The following is a 14,349-nucleotide window of genomic DNA, read 5'->3' as shown; positions in this document are numbered from 1 at the left end:
CTGAGCGGTATAGGTTCTTCTTTGGGCGGTATCAGATTTCGGGCGCGGGGACTACGCCACTCGCGACCGCTCCGCTGATTCCGCCATCGACCGCGATAGCCTGACCGTTGACCCAGCGAGCGTCGTCGCCGGCCAGAAAAAGCACCACGTCGGCAACGTCGCCCGGATCGGCGTGACGCCCGAGCAGATTCTTCAATCCGTCAAGCGTGTCTTTGCCCATCGATTCTTCGAAGTCGACCAAGATCGGCGTTTCGACCGGTCCGGGCAGCACCGCATTGATCCGAAAACCCATCTCGGCCACCGCCAAACCCATCGACAGGGTGTAGACGGTGGAAACTTCCTTCGAGAAATTGTAGGCGTTGCCCTGCTGCGGGTTGGCCTTGAACCAGGCCGCACCCTCCTCAAAGGTGTCGGTCGCCAACAGATCCCGGATCAGGTCGAGCCGTTCCGGCCAGCCGAACCCTGCCGTCGACGACACGATGGTGATCGCGGCGCCCGGCTTTAATCGTTCGAAGAACGACTCCGTCAAGTGACGAACCGCAAGGCTGTTGACGGCCAGCACCAGGTCGGCCGGCGCGGTGCCCGGTATACCGGCGATGTTCATCAAGCCGTCGAATTCTCCGTCGAGTTGTTCCACCGCTGTGTCGATGCTGTGGGGGTTCGCCAAATCGACTTCGATGTGTCGGGTCACCGGCGCAGTCGGTTGGTTGCGGTCCAGGCAGTGCACCTCCGCTCCTGCAGACAGCAAACGTTCTGCCACCGCGTGTCCGATGCCTGATGCGGCGCCGGTGACGACGTAGCTTTTCCCGGAAAAGTCGGCCATAGCTCTCCTAGTCGATCGAGTAGGGCAGGGATTTGACTGCGGTGATGAAGTTTCCGGTCAAGTACTCGGGCTCGCCGACGCGCAGGCCCGGCGCCCGGAAGATCAGCTCGCGGAAGATCGACTCCAGCTGCATCTTGGCCATGAACGCACCCATACAGAAGTGCGGGCCGCCTCCGCCGAATGCGAGATGCGGATTGGGTGAGCGGGTGATGTCGAATACGTTGGGGTTGTTGAACACTCGCTCGTCGCGGTTGGCCGAGGAGTAGACCATCGTCACCCAGTCGCCCTCGCGGATGTGCTGGCCGTGCAGCTCGGTGTCCTGAGTGGCAGTGCGCCGGAACGTCATGACGGGGGTCGTCCAGCGGACGAACTCGTCCATCGCGACTTTGATCCGCCCGTCGAAATCCTGTGCCAGCAAGGCTTTCTGGTCGGGAAATTCCTGCAAAGCAATTGTGGTGAAGGTGGTGGTGGTGCGAGTGGTGTCGTTGCCTGCCACCGAGAGCAGGACGAAGTAAGGCCCCAGTTCGTCGTCGGTGAGCTGCCGTCCATCGACTTCCGCTTGGACCAGGGAGGTCATCAAGTCATTCTGCGGATGCGCCCGGCGCTTCTCGGCGAGACCGATCCCGATGTTGAGCAGCCCGACAAGGGAGTCGGTCAGCACTTCGCCGGGTTCACGACCGGCCGCGACATCGGGATCGGCCCACGCCACCATGCCCTCTGCCAGGTGCGCCGCCTCGTCGCGCTCGTCCTCGGGCAGTCCGAGCATCTCGTAGATGGTCCACATCGGAAGGCGTTTGGCCACCTGTTGTACGAAGTCGCCTTCCTTCGCCTCGATCAGATCGCTGACAATCGATTCCGCCTGGTGCTCGATCTGTTCTTTGATCTTGGCGACCTGGCGTGGCGTGAAGACTGAACTGACCAGCCGTCGCAAGCTCGAATGCTTCGCCCCGTCCATACCCAGGAAGGACTGCGTTGCATCGAGCATCTCTTCGGGAACGGCCTCGAACGTAATGCCCTGCCCGGAGCAGAAGATCTCGGGGTTTTTGCTGACGTAGCTGACGTCCTCGTGGCGGGTCACGACCCAGACCCCGTCGATTTCGGGCTCCATCATGGAACCTTCGATCGGCCGGTGCCAGCTCACGGGGCGTTCGTCGCGAAGGATCTTGAATGCCTTCTCGCGCTCGTCGAAGCTTTGCGCCCAGAATGCTTGTGACGAGATGTTTACCGGGTCGAAGGGCGGGCGGTCGGTTTTGGCTGGTGTCTCAGTAGTCATGCGGGTGCCTCCATATAGCGGTCCTTGAGACTTCTCTTAGCGAGCTTTCCGGTGGCTGTCCTGGGCAGCTCGTCGACGAAGTCGACGGAGCGGGGTGCTTTGAAATGCGCGATGCGCTCCCGGACGTAGGCGATGATCTCGTCTGCCAATTCAGGAGATGGCGTTGCCTCAGAGCGTAATTGGACGACGGCTTTGACCTGTTCCCCCATCTCCGCATCGGGCACGCCGATGATCGCGACATCGAAGACCTTCGGGTGCAGCGTCAAGACGTTCTCGATCTCCTGCGGATAGATGTTCACTCCGCCGGAGATGATCACGAATGCTTTCCGATCGGTCAGGAACAGGTAGCCGTCGTCGTCGACGTAACCGATGTCGCCGACAGTGGTCCAGTTCTCGTGGGCCGGATGCCTCGACGAAGCGGTCTTTTCCGGATCGTTGTGATACTCGAAGGGCGCCACGTCGCGCTCGAAGTAGACGGCCCCGACCTCACCCGGGGGCAACTCACGGCCCTCCTCGTCGCAGATGTGCAGGACACCCAGCGCGGCTTTGCCCACCGATCCACGCTTGTCTTTCCACTCCGCGGCGGTGATCACGGTGGTGCCGTGTTGCTCTGTGGCGCCATAGTATTCGACCAGCACAGGGCCCCACCAGTCGATCATGGCGTCTTTGACGTCTGGCGGACAGGGCGCTGCCGCGTGCACGGCCAGCCTCAGTGACGAGAGGTCGTAGCGGTTGCGAACTTCCTCTGGCAACTGCAGCATGCGGACGAACATCGTCGGGACCATCTGACTGACCGTCACTCGATACTTCTCGATGGCGGCCAGTGCCTGTTCGGCGTTGAACCGCTCCATCAGAATTACGGTGCCGCCCAATGCCTGAACCCCACCACACCACTTCAGCGGGGCGGTGTGGTAAATCGGTGCGGGCGACAGGTATACGTCATCGCTGGTGATCTTGAAGGCCTGGGCCAGCAGCCCCACCAGCGGATCCCCGGCCTCGTCAACCTGGATCGGAAGCAGGTGCGGCCTAATACCTTTGGGCCGTCCGGTGGTTCCCGATGAATACAACATCTCCGAACCGCGCGGCTGATCGGTGATCGTCGGGTTGGCGCTGGCCAGTAGGTCGTCGTAGGGCAGATAGCCGGCGATCGCATCGCCGAAGGAGTACCAATGTAGTACCCCTGAAGCCCGATCACGCAGGTGATTGGCCAATTCCCGGACCCCGGCCGAGGCGAACACGACGCTCGCGCCGCTGTCCTGCAGGATGTATGCCGCTTCCTCTGGAGCCAAGTGCCAATTGACAGCGGTGATGTACAGGCCAGAACGTAACGCGGCCCAATAGATCTCGAAAGCTTCGGGCGCGTTGTCCGAGACCAGCGCAATGACGTCGCCTCTGCGTAGGCCCATTCCGTGCAGTGCCGACGCGAGTCGGGCCGAATGATCGTCGAGTACGCCGTACGTCAGTGTCCGGCCCGACTCAGCCATGATCACAGCCGGTCGGTCCGGGGCAGACTGCGCGTGTGTACCGGGGAACATCGGCCTAGACGAGCAGGTCGTCGCGACCGTCGTTCTTGAGCCGCTCGATGTAGCTCGGATACAGCTTCTTTCCGAGGGGGGCCAGCTTGAGCAGGCTCGCGACGTTGCCGTCGACTTTGATCTTCTTCTTGGCCATCGCTAGTGGCAGGTTGACCTTGCCCTGCCAGTACCCGTTGCCGGTCTCGGCCGTCATGGACATGGTGGCGACCGGCGGCGCCCCGCCCTCGAGTCCTTCGCGCACGGATTTGTTCGCCATGTCGATGACCACAAGCGCCTCGGGATCGGAGAAGTCGAACGCCACCACGAGTCCGGTGGCGACTAGCTTCGGCCCGATTTCTTCATCCTCGAAAGCCGTCTCGAAAATCCCGCCGATGTATTTTGCGACCTCCGCCGAGTCCCTGAACCCCATGTTTCATGTCTCCTTAATCTCAGTTTTAATTTAATTAAGATTCAAATCGCCGCCGAGTCAGGTTTCGTGCCACGAAGTATGCTCAGCACGGTCTATGACCCCCGTCACAGGGACCTTACCATAAGTCCACTTATGGTAAGGCGCTGCTCCCCGTCACCAACCCGCCAATCACCCTTGCGGCCGGGCTCAGGACCCTCGCAAGACCGGGATCGATGCGGTATCGGCCTCGTCGTGCTGGTCGGCGTAATCGTCGTAGTCCTGAGCTGCGGCGTGCTTGCCGGCGTTCGCGAACGATTCGAGGATGGCCTCCTGGGCATGCTCGGGCAGCAGGTGCAGGTTCTCCCGAACCCGGGCCTGACGACGGGCCACAGCTTTGCGCTCGGGCATACCCGGAGTGCAGGTGATCTGGGGGGGCACGCCCTCGATCTCCTCGACACCACCGTCGTGGTGGCCGGCCTCAGTTTGGGCCTGCTCCTCGGCCATGGTGGCCTCGTCCTTTTCCTCGGACATGCCGATCGGCCCGATACGACGACCGTTGAGGAACTGACGCACCACCGGCTCGTCGCTGGTCAGCAACACTTCGCGGGGCCCGAACATGACCAGCTTGCGACGGAACAGCATCCCCATATTGTCGGGCACCGTGCGCGCGATGTTGATGTTGTGCGTCACGATCAAGATGGTCGCGTCGATCTGGGCGTTGATGTCGAGGATCAGCTGGCTCAGGTAGGCGGTACGGACCGGATCCAGACCCGAGTCGGGCTCGTCACACAGAATGATCTGCGGGTCCAACACCAGCGAGCGGGCCAGCCCGGCACGCTTGCGCATACCACCGGAGATCTCACCGGGGAACTTCTTCTCATCCCCGCCCAGACCGACGAGTTCCAGCTTCTCCATGACCATGTCACGGATCTCGCCTTCCCTCTTCTTGGTGTGCTCGCGCAATGGGAACGCGGTGTTGTCATACAGGTTCATCGAGCCGAACAGGGCGCCGTCCTGGAACATTACGCCGAACAGGGTGCGGATGTCGTAGAGCTCTTTGGGCGAACACTCGGTGACATCGGTGCCGCCCACCACGATCGAGCCGCTCTCCGGGCGCAGCAGACCGATCAACGACTTCAAGAACACCGACTTACCGGTACCCGACGGGCCCAGCAGCACGCTGACCTCGCCCTCCGGAATGTCCATCGTCACGTCTTCCCAAATTCGCTGAGCGCCGAACGACTTCGTCAGCCCCGTAACCGAAATACCGATACCCACGCCAAACCCCTCCCGTTTCGACACTTGCTCATCGCCGGTTCGCTCGGCGCGCGAGCAAACCGCTCATGCGTGTCCGCCGGGGCCAGCATAGCTTCGCTGCGTCGACGTGGCAGCAGGATTTTTATCTTAAATAGAAAAATCTCAGGCTGGTGCATGACGCCACCGATCGCGTCGCCTCACTGGCCACGATTGCCGATGAAGCTGATGCTGACCGCGTCTGGAGCGGTCAGCCCGAGCAGCTTCGCGACCAGTTGGGTAGCCGGATTGCTCAGCGCCATCGTGGCATCCGGCGGCAGAAGTCCGGCACCGATCATCAGGTGCGCCGCCCGAACCATCAGGATCGCCAACCGGGTTCCGGCCAAGACCTCGTAATAATCCAGGTTTCGCAACCGGTAACCCGTGATTTGCTCGTAGTAGTCGACCGTTTCGGCGTGATCGAGAATGCCCTCAGGCAGCGGCAGGCCCACACCTTCGGTGTGATGGCGCTGGAGGAACAGCCACCAGCCAATTTCTTGCTCACGGCTGGCCAGTACGACCATCTCCCAGTCGAGCACCGCCGCGGCCGCCAGGCTGTCAGAGAAGATGATGTTGCCGACCCGTGCATCGCCCCAATTGAGCACCTTCTCTGTATCGGATTCAGGCCGGTTCTCGTCGAGCCACGTAAGGGCCGCTTCGATCGTCGGGTTCGGCTCGCCCTCGGCCGCCCAGTCGAATGTCTTCCGCCAATGAGCCAGGCCGGCGTCGAGACCGCTGTGGTTCTCGGGTGCGTCGAGAAACCCCAACCCGGCCCCGAGCCAGTCGACTCCGTGAATGGCGGCCATCGTGTCGATGCCGTTATGCCACATCTGACGTCGCTGGTCAGGTGTCAGGTCGAGCACCCACCCGGCCGCCGTAAACGGTGGGTCGTCAGCCGGGATGCGTCCGTCGATGCGCTCCATGACCAGGAACGGCGAACCGAGAATGGACGGATCTTCTTCGTAGAAGTAGGCCTTGGGGACCGGCACCTTCGTGTGTCTACCCAATGCCTTGATGACGGCCCACTCCTTGTGCAGGTTGTAATCCGGGAACACGCCGGGGCCGTTGGGCTGCACCCGGGCGACCATGCCTCTCGTGACCGCCGCACCGTCCTGGTTCCAATTCACGGTGAACAGCACCGTTTCATTCGACAACCCGCCTGCACCGGGAACCTGCAAGTTAGTCACCGTGATCTGCTGGGCCTCAGGGATTTTCGAGGACAACCAGTAAGCCAGCTTGTCGGCTGCGACATCGGTGTCGATCACGTTCTTCAGTGCCATGAGATCTCCTCAACGAGAGTTCGAGATTCGCTGGCTGGCGCGACCGACCAAGCCGTTGGACCGCTTCATCTTTTTCAGTAGCCATCTGGCCGATTGCTGACCGGGAATGGCGCTGATACCGCCCGTGGGATGCGTCCCGGCGCCGCTGAGGAACAACCCCGGAACTGGCGTGTCGTAACTGCCGAAACCCGTTGCGGGCCGTAATGGTCCGAACCGCATCCCGGCTGGGTCGACGTGATACACGTTGCCGCCGGGCACATTGAAGCGCGTCGCCAGGTCCGGAATGTTGAACACCCGTCGCTCGATGACCATCGAGTCCAGTCCTTTGTAGAAGTCGGCAGCTGCGCTCAATGCGCGGTCGCCGATCTTGTCCCGGACGTCCTCCCACGGCTCGTCGGGATGTGCCGGCGTGATGCCGGACCAGTACCAGAACGTGTCCTTGCCGGCCGGTGCCTGGCTGGGATCCAGGGCTGTCGGAATGATCCCGATGCCGCAGATCGGGTCCGGCCAGCGTCCGGCAATGGTGTCCTCCCACGCCCGGATATGCTCTTCGAATGTCTGCCAGGCGCAGATCGGTTCGCGCAGATCCAAGCCGTCATCTCGCCAAGCCTGGTGGCGCGGCAGGGACAACTGACCGTCGAGTGCGACATCGATCTTGAGCGTCGCGGCCTCGACCACATCGACCGGGATGGCATCCGCGCGTCGTTGCATGGTGTCGTCGAGAACCCCGCGTGGCAAAAGCTCGCACAGGGTGAGTTTCGGGCTGCACGACGCCAACACATAAGGCGCGCGCACTACCTCGCCGCTTTCGAGTCGAACACCGCTGATCTGACCGCGGTCGAGCAACAACTCTTCCACGCGTGCGGACAGTCGTACCTTGCCGCCATGCGCCTCGAACGAACGCTGAATGGCCCCCGGCAACGCGCCCGAACCTCCCACCATCCGAGACGAGTTGGTACGCAAGCACATTGCGATATAGATCAACGCCCAACCGGTGCCATCCTGAGTCATCCAGCAGAACGGCGGCATCGACGCCAGTGCGGCGCGCAATAGTGGAGTGTCGAAGCGCTCGGTGATGATCTCGGCATGCGACCGGGTCAGGAAGCTGATCAGAGGCAGCAGATCCTTGCGCCGTCGCATCGCCACGGGTATCGCATTGAGGATCGCTTTACCTGATGGGTGGGTCGGGTGGCCGTTCATAAATGGCAGCGCGAGATCCATTGCCGCGTCCAGCTGTTTGGCGAACTCAAGATAGGCGCGAGCGTCTTTGCGCGAGAAGTACTTCAGCTCGTCAGCCGTACGCGCCGGGTCTTTCCAGAAAGCCAGCGATGGTCCGTCAGGATCGAGGTGCACGTGGAACGGATCGGCGATGACCTGCCGCAGGCCGTGGCGTTGCAGGTCCAGATCAGCCTCGACGGTACTCGAGCGGAACAGCGAAGCCTGAATACCGCCTTCGTTGATCAGATGCTGTGGTGCATTGTCGAAGATGGCGTTCGTGCCCAGCATGCCGCCAGACGTGGGCGAGGCCTCCAGCACGACCACCCGAAGTCCCGCCCGGGCGAGGTAGGCCGCGGCCGTCAGCCCGTTGTGGCCGGCGCCGATCACTACGACGTCGTAGTCATTGTTCTTCGAATGAAACACTTCCTGCCCTCCCATCACGACTGCCACGCGGCCAGCGCACGGCGTTTCATCAGTTGCTGATACTCGTGAAACCACAGTTCTTGGTACGTCGCGTAGGCGATCCGGCCCTGTTCGTCGGTCCAGCGATAGACGCTGTCGTGGAAGGACGTGTTAGGCCACGCCGGCAGCGACGCGCAGGCGATCGCCTCGCCCTGAAACCGGTACACCTCGCCAAGCTCGTCCTCGGTAGTGATCTCTTGACGCATCGGCAGATACGTTCGTTGGTGGTACTCGAGGACGTTGCGGCGTACCCACTTGATCGACCGGCTTTCGTCGCCGCGCTGAATCCAGGCGAAGTGGTGTGACGCGCGGTCGCCGACCTCGTAGAGCCCGGCCCACGCGGGATCGGTGTCCAGCGGTTCAAAGCTGATCTGGTTGAAGATCAAATCCGGACCGAAGTACATCGGTGACCAACCGACCGGCGGAACCGGGACTGCGCCGCGGCGTTCCACCCGGATCTGGCGCCACGATCGATCTCTCGGTGCGTAGCAGTTGACCGCATGAACGTCGCCGCGCAGTCGTAGTTCGCCGGTGACGTGCATGAATTGCTCAGTGCCGCCGGGCATCCGCGCTGATTCGTGGTGATCTTCCTCCCCCGGCATCACATGCCCTCGCGCCAGAAGCGGGGTTACCGCCTTGGCGATGACATCGATCGAGGCGGCTCCATCACCGCTGTCGTAGGTGAGCCGCGCGGTCTTTCCGGGCTCGGTGAAGTCGATCGTCAGCCCGTTGTCCGTGGTGATCGTGTTTCCCGACACTCTGGGCCACGGCATCGTTATCTCGTAGTCCAGGAAAGCCATGTCGGTGTATTCGATGTTGTCGGTGCCCTGAAAGATGCAGACACCGCCTTGTGATAACGGGAACGCCGGCTGGTAGCGGACGTAGAGGAATACGCCGATCGCCGCCTCGGGAACCGAGAAGCCGAAGTAATGCGTATGGATGAGGTGTGGATCCCACTGCTCCCCTGCTGCGGGCAGCGGTAACAGCAGATCGGTTTCAGCGGGATGGGTGTGTAGCGGCATGAACACTCCTATGCATCAACAGGTTTGATGGCAGACAGCAGCCGACGGATGGGCCCGCGGTAACCAGCTCGAAGCACGCGCGACCGTGCTCCCGACGCCGCCACGCCGGACACCAAGATGTTCACGATTGCCTTGCCGGCCCTGGGCATCGCCGCAAAGACCGGCGGCCCGGGATCGCCGACAGCAGCGGAGAAACCATCAGAATCTTCCTACTCATGTGGGCCAGTTCACGGCGCCACTCGAAGCTAACATGGACGTGAATAGGATTTCAAGCATGAATGCGTATTCAGCGCGTATGAATTCGGGCGTGGCCTCTGCTCCCGAAAGCAAGACGCTGACCCGCGTCGAGCGTCAGCGTCTCCGCACGCGGCAGTCGCTGATGGATGCCGCTCGCTCGCTGATCGCTGCGAAAGGCGTTGCTCGCGTGCGTATTCAGGACATCACCGAAGAAGCAGATATCGCCTTGGGCGGCTTCTACAACTACTTCTCCTCCAAAGAGGAGTTGCTGGAGGCGGTGATCACCGAGAGCCTGTCCAAACTCGCGCTGGCAACGATCAGCGACATCAACGCGGACACCGATCCGGCGATCGTGGTCGCGCTGGCCAACCTCAGGGTGATCCGACTGGCTTACGACGAACCTGACTTCGCCCGGCTGATCGTGAACATCGGCCATTCGGAGGCCCTGTTCGGCGAAGCGGTCCACCCCCATGCTCGGGTCGCTGTCGAACGCGGTATCGCGACCGACCGCTTCGTTGTCGCCGACATCGAGGTGGTACTGACTGCCGTGATCGGCGGCGCCTTCGCTCTCATTCGCGAGATCCTCGACGGACGGCATGGTCCAGACGCTGACCGGGCATTTGCCCAGCACGTCCTCGCGGCGCTCGGAATACCAGCCAGCGAAGCCCAAACCATCGTTCGCACGGCCGCTGAAGAACTGCACTGATCTGGCCTGTCCTCGCGGAGACGAAAGACACGCCCAGCACGGCGTCGCGCTCTAGATCCCTTGAGTCGCGGCTACCACCGAGACGAAAGAGACACAACTGCCCGGACGCCCGCCCAGGTTGTGGGTAAGCGCGGTATGCGGATCGGGCAGTTGTCGCTGGCCCGCCTCTCCGCGGAACTGCAGCCACGCCTCGTAGAGCATCCGCAGCCCGCTGGCGCCAACGGGATGCCCGAATGACTTCAGGCCACCGTCGGGGTTGATCGGCAAACGACCGTCAGCGTCGAAGTCGCCCGCCAGCACGTCTTTGCACGCCTGACCGGGGTCGGCGAATCCGAGATCTTCCATCAACACGATCTCGGTGGGTGTAAAGCAGTCGTGGACCTCGGCCAGAGAGAATGCGCTCCGCGGATCCGCTATGCCCGCCTGCCGGTAGGCGTCCTGGGCCGAGCGCACAACCTCGGGGAAACTGGTGTAGTCGTAACCGGGATCCATCGCGCCGCGGCCCGAGCCGGCGACCAGTGAGAGCCCGAGAACATACATCGGCGTTTCGGTGTATTCATGTGCGCGTTCGGCCGGCACGATGACTGCGCAGGCGGCGCCGTCGGACACCCCAGAGCAGTCGAAAACGCCGAGCCGTCCGGCCACCTTCGGCGCCTTGTCGATGGTTTCCCTGGCGACGGCAGAACGGAACTGCGCCTTGGGGTTACGGGCGCCGTTGGTGTGGTTCTTCCAGGCAACGTGAGTCATCGCCGCACGCATCTCGTCAGCGTGGGTGCCGTACTTCGCGCAGTAGGCCGGATCGAGCAGCGAAAAAGCCGCAGGTGCCGTCATCGACAGTTCGGGAGCGGTGCCGTCGCTGGGCGGATCTTGACGTAACAACCCGGAGAAGCCGGAATCCTTGAGCTTCTCCACCCCGACAGCCATCGCCACGTCGTAGGCACCACTGGCGACCGCGTAACAGGCGTTGCGGAAAGCCTCCGATCCGCTGGCGCACATGTTCTCCACCCGAGTCACCGGTTTGTCGCCGGTTCCCAGCGGCCGGCTCAGCGTCAGGCCCGACATCCCCGAACTCAAAGTGCCCAGCCAATAGGCGTCAATATCGTTCGCGCTCAAGCCCGGAACCGACGCCATGCACTCGCTGTAGGCCTCGAGTAGCAAGTCGTCGGCAGAGTCGGCCCACCGTTCGCCGAATCGCGAGCAGCCCATCGCCACGACTGCGACCCTGCCCGCTATTCCCCTGCTAGCCATCGCTGCTCCCGTCCAATCGGGCTTTCCAGAAATAGTTGTGCACATCGTTTGCGGTGAACAGGCGCCGGAAGGTGAATCCCACCGTTGATCCGACCTGGATGCGTTCCGGCTCGGCATCGGCAACTTGGCAGGCGAATCGGCCGCCACCGGACACGTCGACCACGGCCTGCACGACTGGCGGCGACGGTGAGTACGCCAGGTGGTCGACGGTGTAGGTAACCACGGTCCCTCGCATGGCCGCAACGGGTATGACGCCCATCTGGTCGGTAGCACCGCAACTCTTACAGACGCGGCCCGGTGGGAGATGGACGAATCCGCAAGCCTCGCAGCGCGATCCGCTGAGGCCGAACTTCCACGGCGCAGACCGCTGCGCCGCCGGCCCCGAGGGCCGGTCCGGCTCCGGACGGCGCGGGGGTTCCATCTCGACCAACCCGCGCCACGACAGGTACGTCAAGTGCGCGACGGGCAGGCCGTCGGCTCGTTGCTGGGTGACCGGCTGTGGTTGACGCGCGCCCGGCAGCGCGGTCGTGGCCCGCAACAGCATCGCGTCACAGCCATCGACTGCCCACAACACAAGGATGGTGTCCCCCGCATCGGCGGTATCGAGCACGCTGCACAATGCCAGTGCCGCATCACAGGCACCCGAGAAGCCGATGGGCGAGGTGACCACCGACTTCTCCCCTTTGACCAAGGCCGCCGCTCGCTTGACGATCGCGCTGTTCGGGCAAGCGAGCACCACGTGGTCAACGTCGGCTACACCGGCAGCGTTCAGAACGCGTTCGACCGCGGCACGGATGAGCGCCGCGTAACGCTCGGCGCCGAACCGCTCCTCCCATTGCTCGCCTGTCACCGAAGTAACCGCGCGCCAACGATCCAGGAATTCCGCTGTCAGCGATGCGCTAGCGACGACCTCGGCGAGAGCCTCATCGCTGTCTCCGAACAGCAATGCTGCCGCCCCGTCGCCGCCAAGCTTTTCGTCCGCCGATCCGGGCCGTCCCACGCGTATGTCGGCGCTCACCGCGAGGCCGCCGGTGCCCGCGGCGGCCAAGACTGCCGCGAACCCGCTTCGGCCCGTTCCGCAGAAGTCGACGGCCAGGCTGTCTTCCGCCAGACCGAGCGCGGCGTGGATCGCGGTGGCGTTGGTCTTGTCGGCGTAAGCCGGTGTGCTGGTGGCGAAATACAGCGCAGTGGCGTTCTGTGCGTCGGGTATCGCCGCTGCGGCCGCCACCGCCATCGTCGTGCTGTCCTCGTCGAACCCACCGACTACCCGGTCTCCTCGGCGTAACCCGATGTCGTTGCCGGCCAATCGGTAGCGGGGCAGGTATGCCGCGTAGCCGACCAGGTCCTTCATCGGCACACAACCTTCGCCTCGACTCGCCGCGCACCCTGGTCGCCGGTCATGACGATGTTCCACGGAATATCGCTGCGATCCCCTGCCCGCCACCAATACACATGGTCTCCAATGCCAAACCGCCACCGCGCCTGCGCAACTCGTGCAACATCGTGGTGAGTATGCGGACCCCGGTGGCGCCGATGGGGTGCCCCAGCGAGATGCCCGATCCATTGACGTTCAGCCGGTCTTCGACGTCGTCGAGCTTGACGCCCCATCCGGCCAGCACCGCCAATACCTGCACAGCGAACGCTTCGTTCAGCTCGATCAGCTCCAGGTCATCGAAGTTCAATCCTGTTCGACCAAAAAGCTTTTCCACTGCACCGACCGGACCGATGCCCATCCGTGACGGCTCACAGCCGACGGCGGCCCAGCCTTCGAAATAAGCGAGCGGTTCCAGGCCGAGATCGTCTAGCCGATCCTCGGCCACCACCAGGCAGGCTGCCGCGGCATCGTTTTGCTGGCTCGAGTTGCCTGCGGTGACGGTGCCGCCGGGCATCATTGTGCGCAGGCGGCTCAGCGTGTCCGATGTGGTGTCCGGACGGACGCCCTCGTCATGGTCGAAAACCAGCGCCTCGCCTTTACGCTGCGGCACCTGCACCGCGACGATCTCCTCGTCGAACAGACCTGCCCGCTGGGCCGCCGCGGCGCGTTGATGGCTGCGCGCGGCATAGCTGTCGGCCGCTTCGCGGTCGATGCCGTAATCGGTGGCCAGGTTCTCGGCCGTCTCGATCATGCCGCTGATCGGGCCGAATCGCGCGGGCGGCTGCGATAATTCGCGCCCGCGGTCGAGGCGATCGTAGAGAGTTTGGTTGCCCGAACGGGATCCCCACCTCGCCGTCGTGGTGTAGTGCTCGATGTTGCTCATCGACTCGACGCCGCCGGCCAGCACGACGTCGGCGGCGCCGGTCTGCACTGTCATCGCCGCGGTGACAACCGCCTGCAGTCCCCCACCGCAGCGCCGGTCGATCTGCAGACCGGGGACACTGATCGGAAGTCTGGCATGCAGTGCGGCCCACCGTCCGATGCACGGCGCCTCGGAATTCGCGTAGGACTGCGCGAATATGACGTCCTCGATGGCGGCCGGATCGACGGCGCTGTGCTCGACGACCGCGTCGATCACTCGCGCAGCGAGGTCCTCGGCGCGCAACGGCCGTAGCGTGCCGCCGAAGCCGCCGACGGCCGTGCGCAGCGGGCTGACTATCGCCGCGCGCCTCACGCGTCGCCCCGCCAACGATCGGACGAGGGATTCATCAGGGCGGTCAATCGATCCTCAGGCAGCCAGACGATGGTCTCCAGTTCCAACGCATCGAGGTAACGCACGCGACCAGATCGAAGGTCCTCCAGCCTCAGCCGCGGAGAATTACCTCTGATATCGAAATTTACTGACACTTGGGCGAACTCACTGCCGATAACCGGACCCACACCGGCCGCGCTCACGGCACCGCCGTCGCCGAATTCAATCGTCATCAAA

The 14,349-nt window shown here is 63.2% G+C and carries 13 protein-coding genes; 1 reads left to right on the top strand and 12 read right to left on the bottom strand.

Annotated features, from left to right (window positions below; translation table 11 throughout):
• Window positions 1-31: 31 nt before the first annotated feature.
• The 8 genes from MTY59_RS09375 to MTY59_RS09340 form a co-directional block, all read right to left on the bottom strand.
• Window positions 32-823: a coniferyl-alcohol dehydrogenase gene (locus tag MTY59_RS09375; RefSeq protein WP_221045404.1), complete on the bottom strand. Its 792-nt coding sequence runs from the start codon at window positions 821-823 to the stop codon at window positions 32-34.
• Window positions 824-830: 7 nt separating this feature from the next.
• Entirely contained in the window at window positions 831-2,096 is a 1,266-nt protein-coding gene (locus tag MTY59_RS09370) for a cytochrome P450 (RefSeq protein ID WP_221045403.1), read from the bottom strand.
• Entirely contained in the window at window positions 2,093-3,631 is a 1,539-nt protein-coding gene (locus MTY59_RS09365; RefSeq protein ID WP_221045402.1) for an acyl-CoA synthetase, read from the bottom strand. Before MTY59_RS09365 ends, MTY59_RS09370 begins: the two co-directional genes overlap by 4 nt.
• Before the next feature lie 4 nt (window positions 3,632-3,635).
• Complete coding sequence (locus MTY59_RS09360) at window positions 3,636-4,040, bottom strand: SCP2 sterol-binding domain-containing protein (RefSeq protein WP_221045401.1); 405 nt, start codon at window positions 4,038-4,040, stop codon at window positions 3,636-3,638.
• A 186-nt stretch (window positions 4,041-4,226) separates the two neighbouring features.
• Window positions 4,227-5,297, bottom strand: coding sequence for an ABC transporter ATP-binding protein (locus MTY59_RS09355; protein WP_221045400.1), 1,071 nt, complete (start codon window positions 5,295-5,297; stop codon window positions 4,227-4,229).
• A 176-nt stretch (window positions 5,298-5,473) separates the two neighbouring features.
• Window positions 5,474-6,592 carry a phosphotransferase family protein gene (locus tag MTY59_RS09350; protein ID WP_221045399.1) on the bottom strand — a complete coding sequence of 373 codons (1,119 nt, stop codon included), beginning with the start codon at window positions 6,590-6,592 and terminating at the stop codon, window positions 5,474-5,476.
• A 9-nt stretch (window positions 6,593-6,601) separates the two neighbouring features.
• A complete protein-coding gene (locus tag MTY59_RS09345; protein WP_221046347.1) occupies window positions 6,602-8,248 on the bottom strand; it encodes a phytoene desaturase family protein in 1,647 nt (548 codons plus the stop codon).
• Window positions 8,248-9,294: a DUF7064 domain-containing protein gene (locus MTY59_RS09340; RefSeq protein ID WP_221045398.1), complete on the bottom strand. Its 1,047-nt coding sequence runs from the start codon at window positions 9,292-9,294 to the stop codon at window positions 8,248-8,250. The genes MTY59_RS09345 and MTY59_RS09340 overlap by 1 nt, the downstream gene beginning before the upstream one ends.
• A gap of 295 nt (window positions 9,295-9,589) precedes the next feature.
• On the opposite strand from MTY59_RS09340, the gene MTY59_RS09335 reads away from it, so the two are divergent.
• Window positions 9,590-10,237 carry a TetR/AcrR family transcriptional regulator gene (locus MTY59_RS09335; protein ID WP_221046346.1) on the top strand — a complete coding sequence of 216 codons (648 nt, stop codon included), beginning with the start codon at window positions 9,590-9,592 and terminating at the stop codon, window positions 10,235-10,237.
• Between the two features lie 51 nt (window positions 10,238-10,288).
• On the opposite strand, the gene MTY59_RS09330 is transcribed toward MTY59_RS09335, so the two are convergent.
• Genes MTY59_RS09330 through MTY59_RS09315 form a run of 4 tightly spaced genes read right to left on the bottom strand, consistent with a single transcriptional unit; the run spans window position 10,289 to window position 14,345 of the window.
• Window positions 10,289-11,485: an acetyl-CoA acetyltransferase gene (locus MTY59_RS09330; RefSeq protein ID WP_221045397.1), complete on the bottom strand. Its 1,197-nt coding sequence runs from the start codon at window positions 11,483-11,485 to the stop codon at window positions 10,289-10,291.
• Window positions 11,478-12,836, bottom strand: coding sequence for an OB-fold domain-containing protein (locus tag MTY59_RS09325; protein WP_221045396.1), 1,359 nt, complete (start codon window positions 12,834-12,836; stop codon window positions 11,478-11,480). The genes MTY59_RS09330 and MTY59_RS09325 overlap by 8 nt, the downstream gene beginning before the upstream one ends.
• Before the next feature lie 46 nt (window positions 12,837-12,882).
• Complete coding sequence (locus MTY59_RS09320; RefSeq protein WP_221045395.1) at window positions 12,883-14,094, bottom strand: acetyl-CoA C-acetyltransferase; 1,212 nt, start codon at window positions 14,092-14,094, stop codon at window positions 12,883-12,885.
• Window positions 14,091-14,345, bottom strand: a complete 255-nt coding sequence (locus tag MTY59_RS09315; protein WP_221045394.1) for a hypothetical protein — start codon at window positions 14,343-14,345, stop codon at window positions 14,091-14,093. Before MTY59_RS09315 ends, MTY59_RS09320 begins: the two co-directional genes overlap by 4 nt.
• Window positions 14,346-14,349 lie beyond the last annotated feature (4 nt).

The organism is Mycobacterium senriense, from assembly GCF_019668465.1.
Lineage (GTDB): Bacteria > Actinomycetota > Actinomycetes > Mycobacteriales > Mycobacteriaceae > Mycobacterium > Mycobacterium senriense.
The sequence above is the reverse complement of the archived record's forward strand: the minus strand, read 5'-3'. Positions and strand labels throughout refer to the sequence as shown.

What these genes read in the sequence shown, in the direction of transcription:
- MTY59_RS09375 (WP_221045404.1), bottom strand. Translation starts at nt 823, where the DNA reads ATGGCCGACTTTTCCGGGAAAAGCTACGTCGTCACCGGCGCCGCATCA.
- MTY59_RS09330 (WP_221045397.1), bottom strand. Translation starts at nt 11,485, where the DNA reads ATGGCTAGCAGGGGAATAGCGGGCAGGGTCGCAGTCGTGGCGATGGGC.
- MTY59_RS09340 (WP_221045398.1), bottom strand. Translation starts at nt 9,294, where the DNA reads ATGCCGCTACACACCCATCCCGCTGAAACCGATCTGCTGTTACCGCTG.
- MTY59_RS09350 (WP_221045399.1), bottom strand. Translation starts at nt 6,592, where the DNA reads ATGGCACTGAAGAACGTGATCGACACCGATGTCGCAGCCGACAAGCTG.
- MTY59_RS09370 (WP_221045403.1), bottom strand. Translation starts at nt 2,096, where the DNA reads ATGACTACTGAGACACCAGCCAAAACCGACCGCCCGCCCTTCGACCCG.
- MTY59_RS09325 (WP_221045396.1), bottom strand. Translation starts at nt 12,836, where the DNA reads ATGAAGGACCTGGTCGGCTACGCGGCATACCTGCCCCGCTACCGATTG.
- MTY59_RS09365 (WP_221045402.1), bottom strand. Translation starts at nt 3,631, where the DNA reads ATGTTCCCCGGTACACACGCGCAGTCTGCCCCGGACCGACCGGCTGTG.
- MTY59_RS09315 (WP_221045394.1), bottom strand. Translation starts at nt 14,345, where the DNA reads ATGACGATTGAATTCGGCGACGGCGGTGCCGTGAGCGCGGCCGGTGTG.
- MTY59_RS09345 (WP_221046347.1), bottom strand. Translation starts at nt 8,248, where the DNA reads ATGGGAGGGCAGGAAGTGTTTCATTCGAAGAACAATGACTACGACGTC.
- MTY59_RS09360 (WP_221045401.1), bottom strand. Translation starts at nt 4,040, where the DNA reads ATGGGGTTCAGGGACTCGGCGGAGGTCGCAAAATACATCGGCGGGATT.
- MTY59_RS09335 (WP_221046346.1), top strand. Translation starts at nt 9,590, where the DNA reads ATGAATTCGGGCGTGGCCTCTGCTCCCGAAAGCAAGACGCTGACCCGC.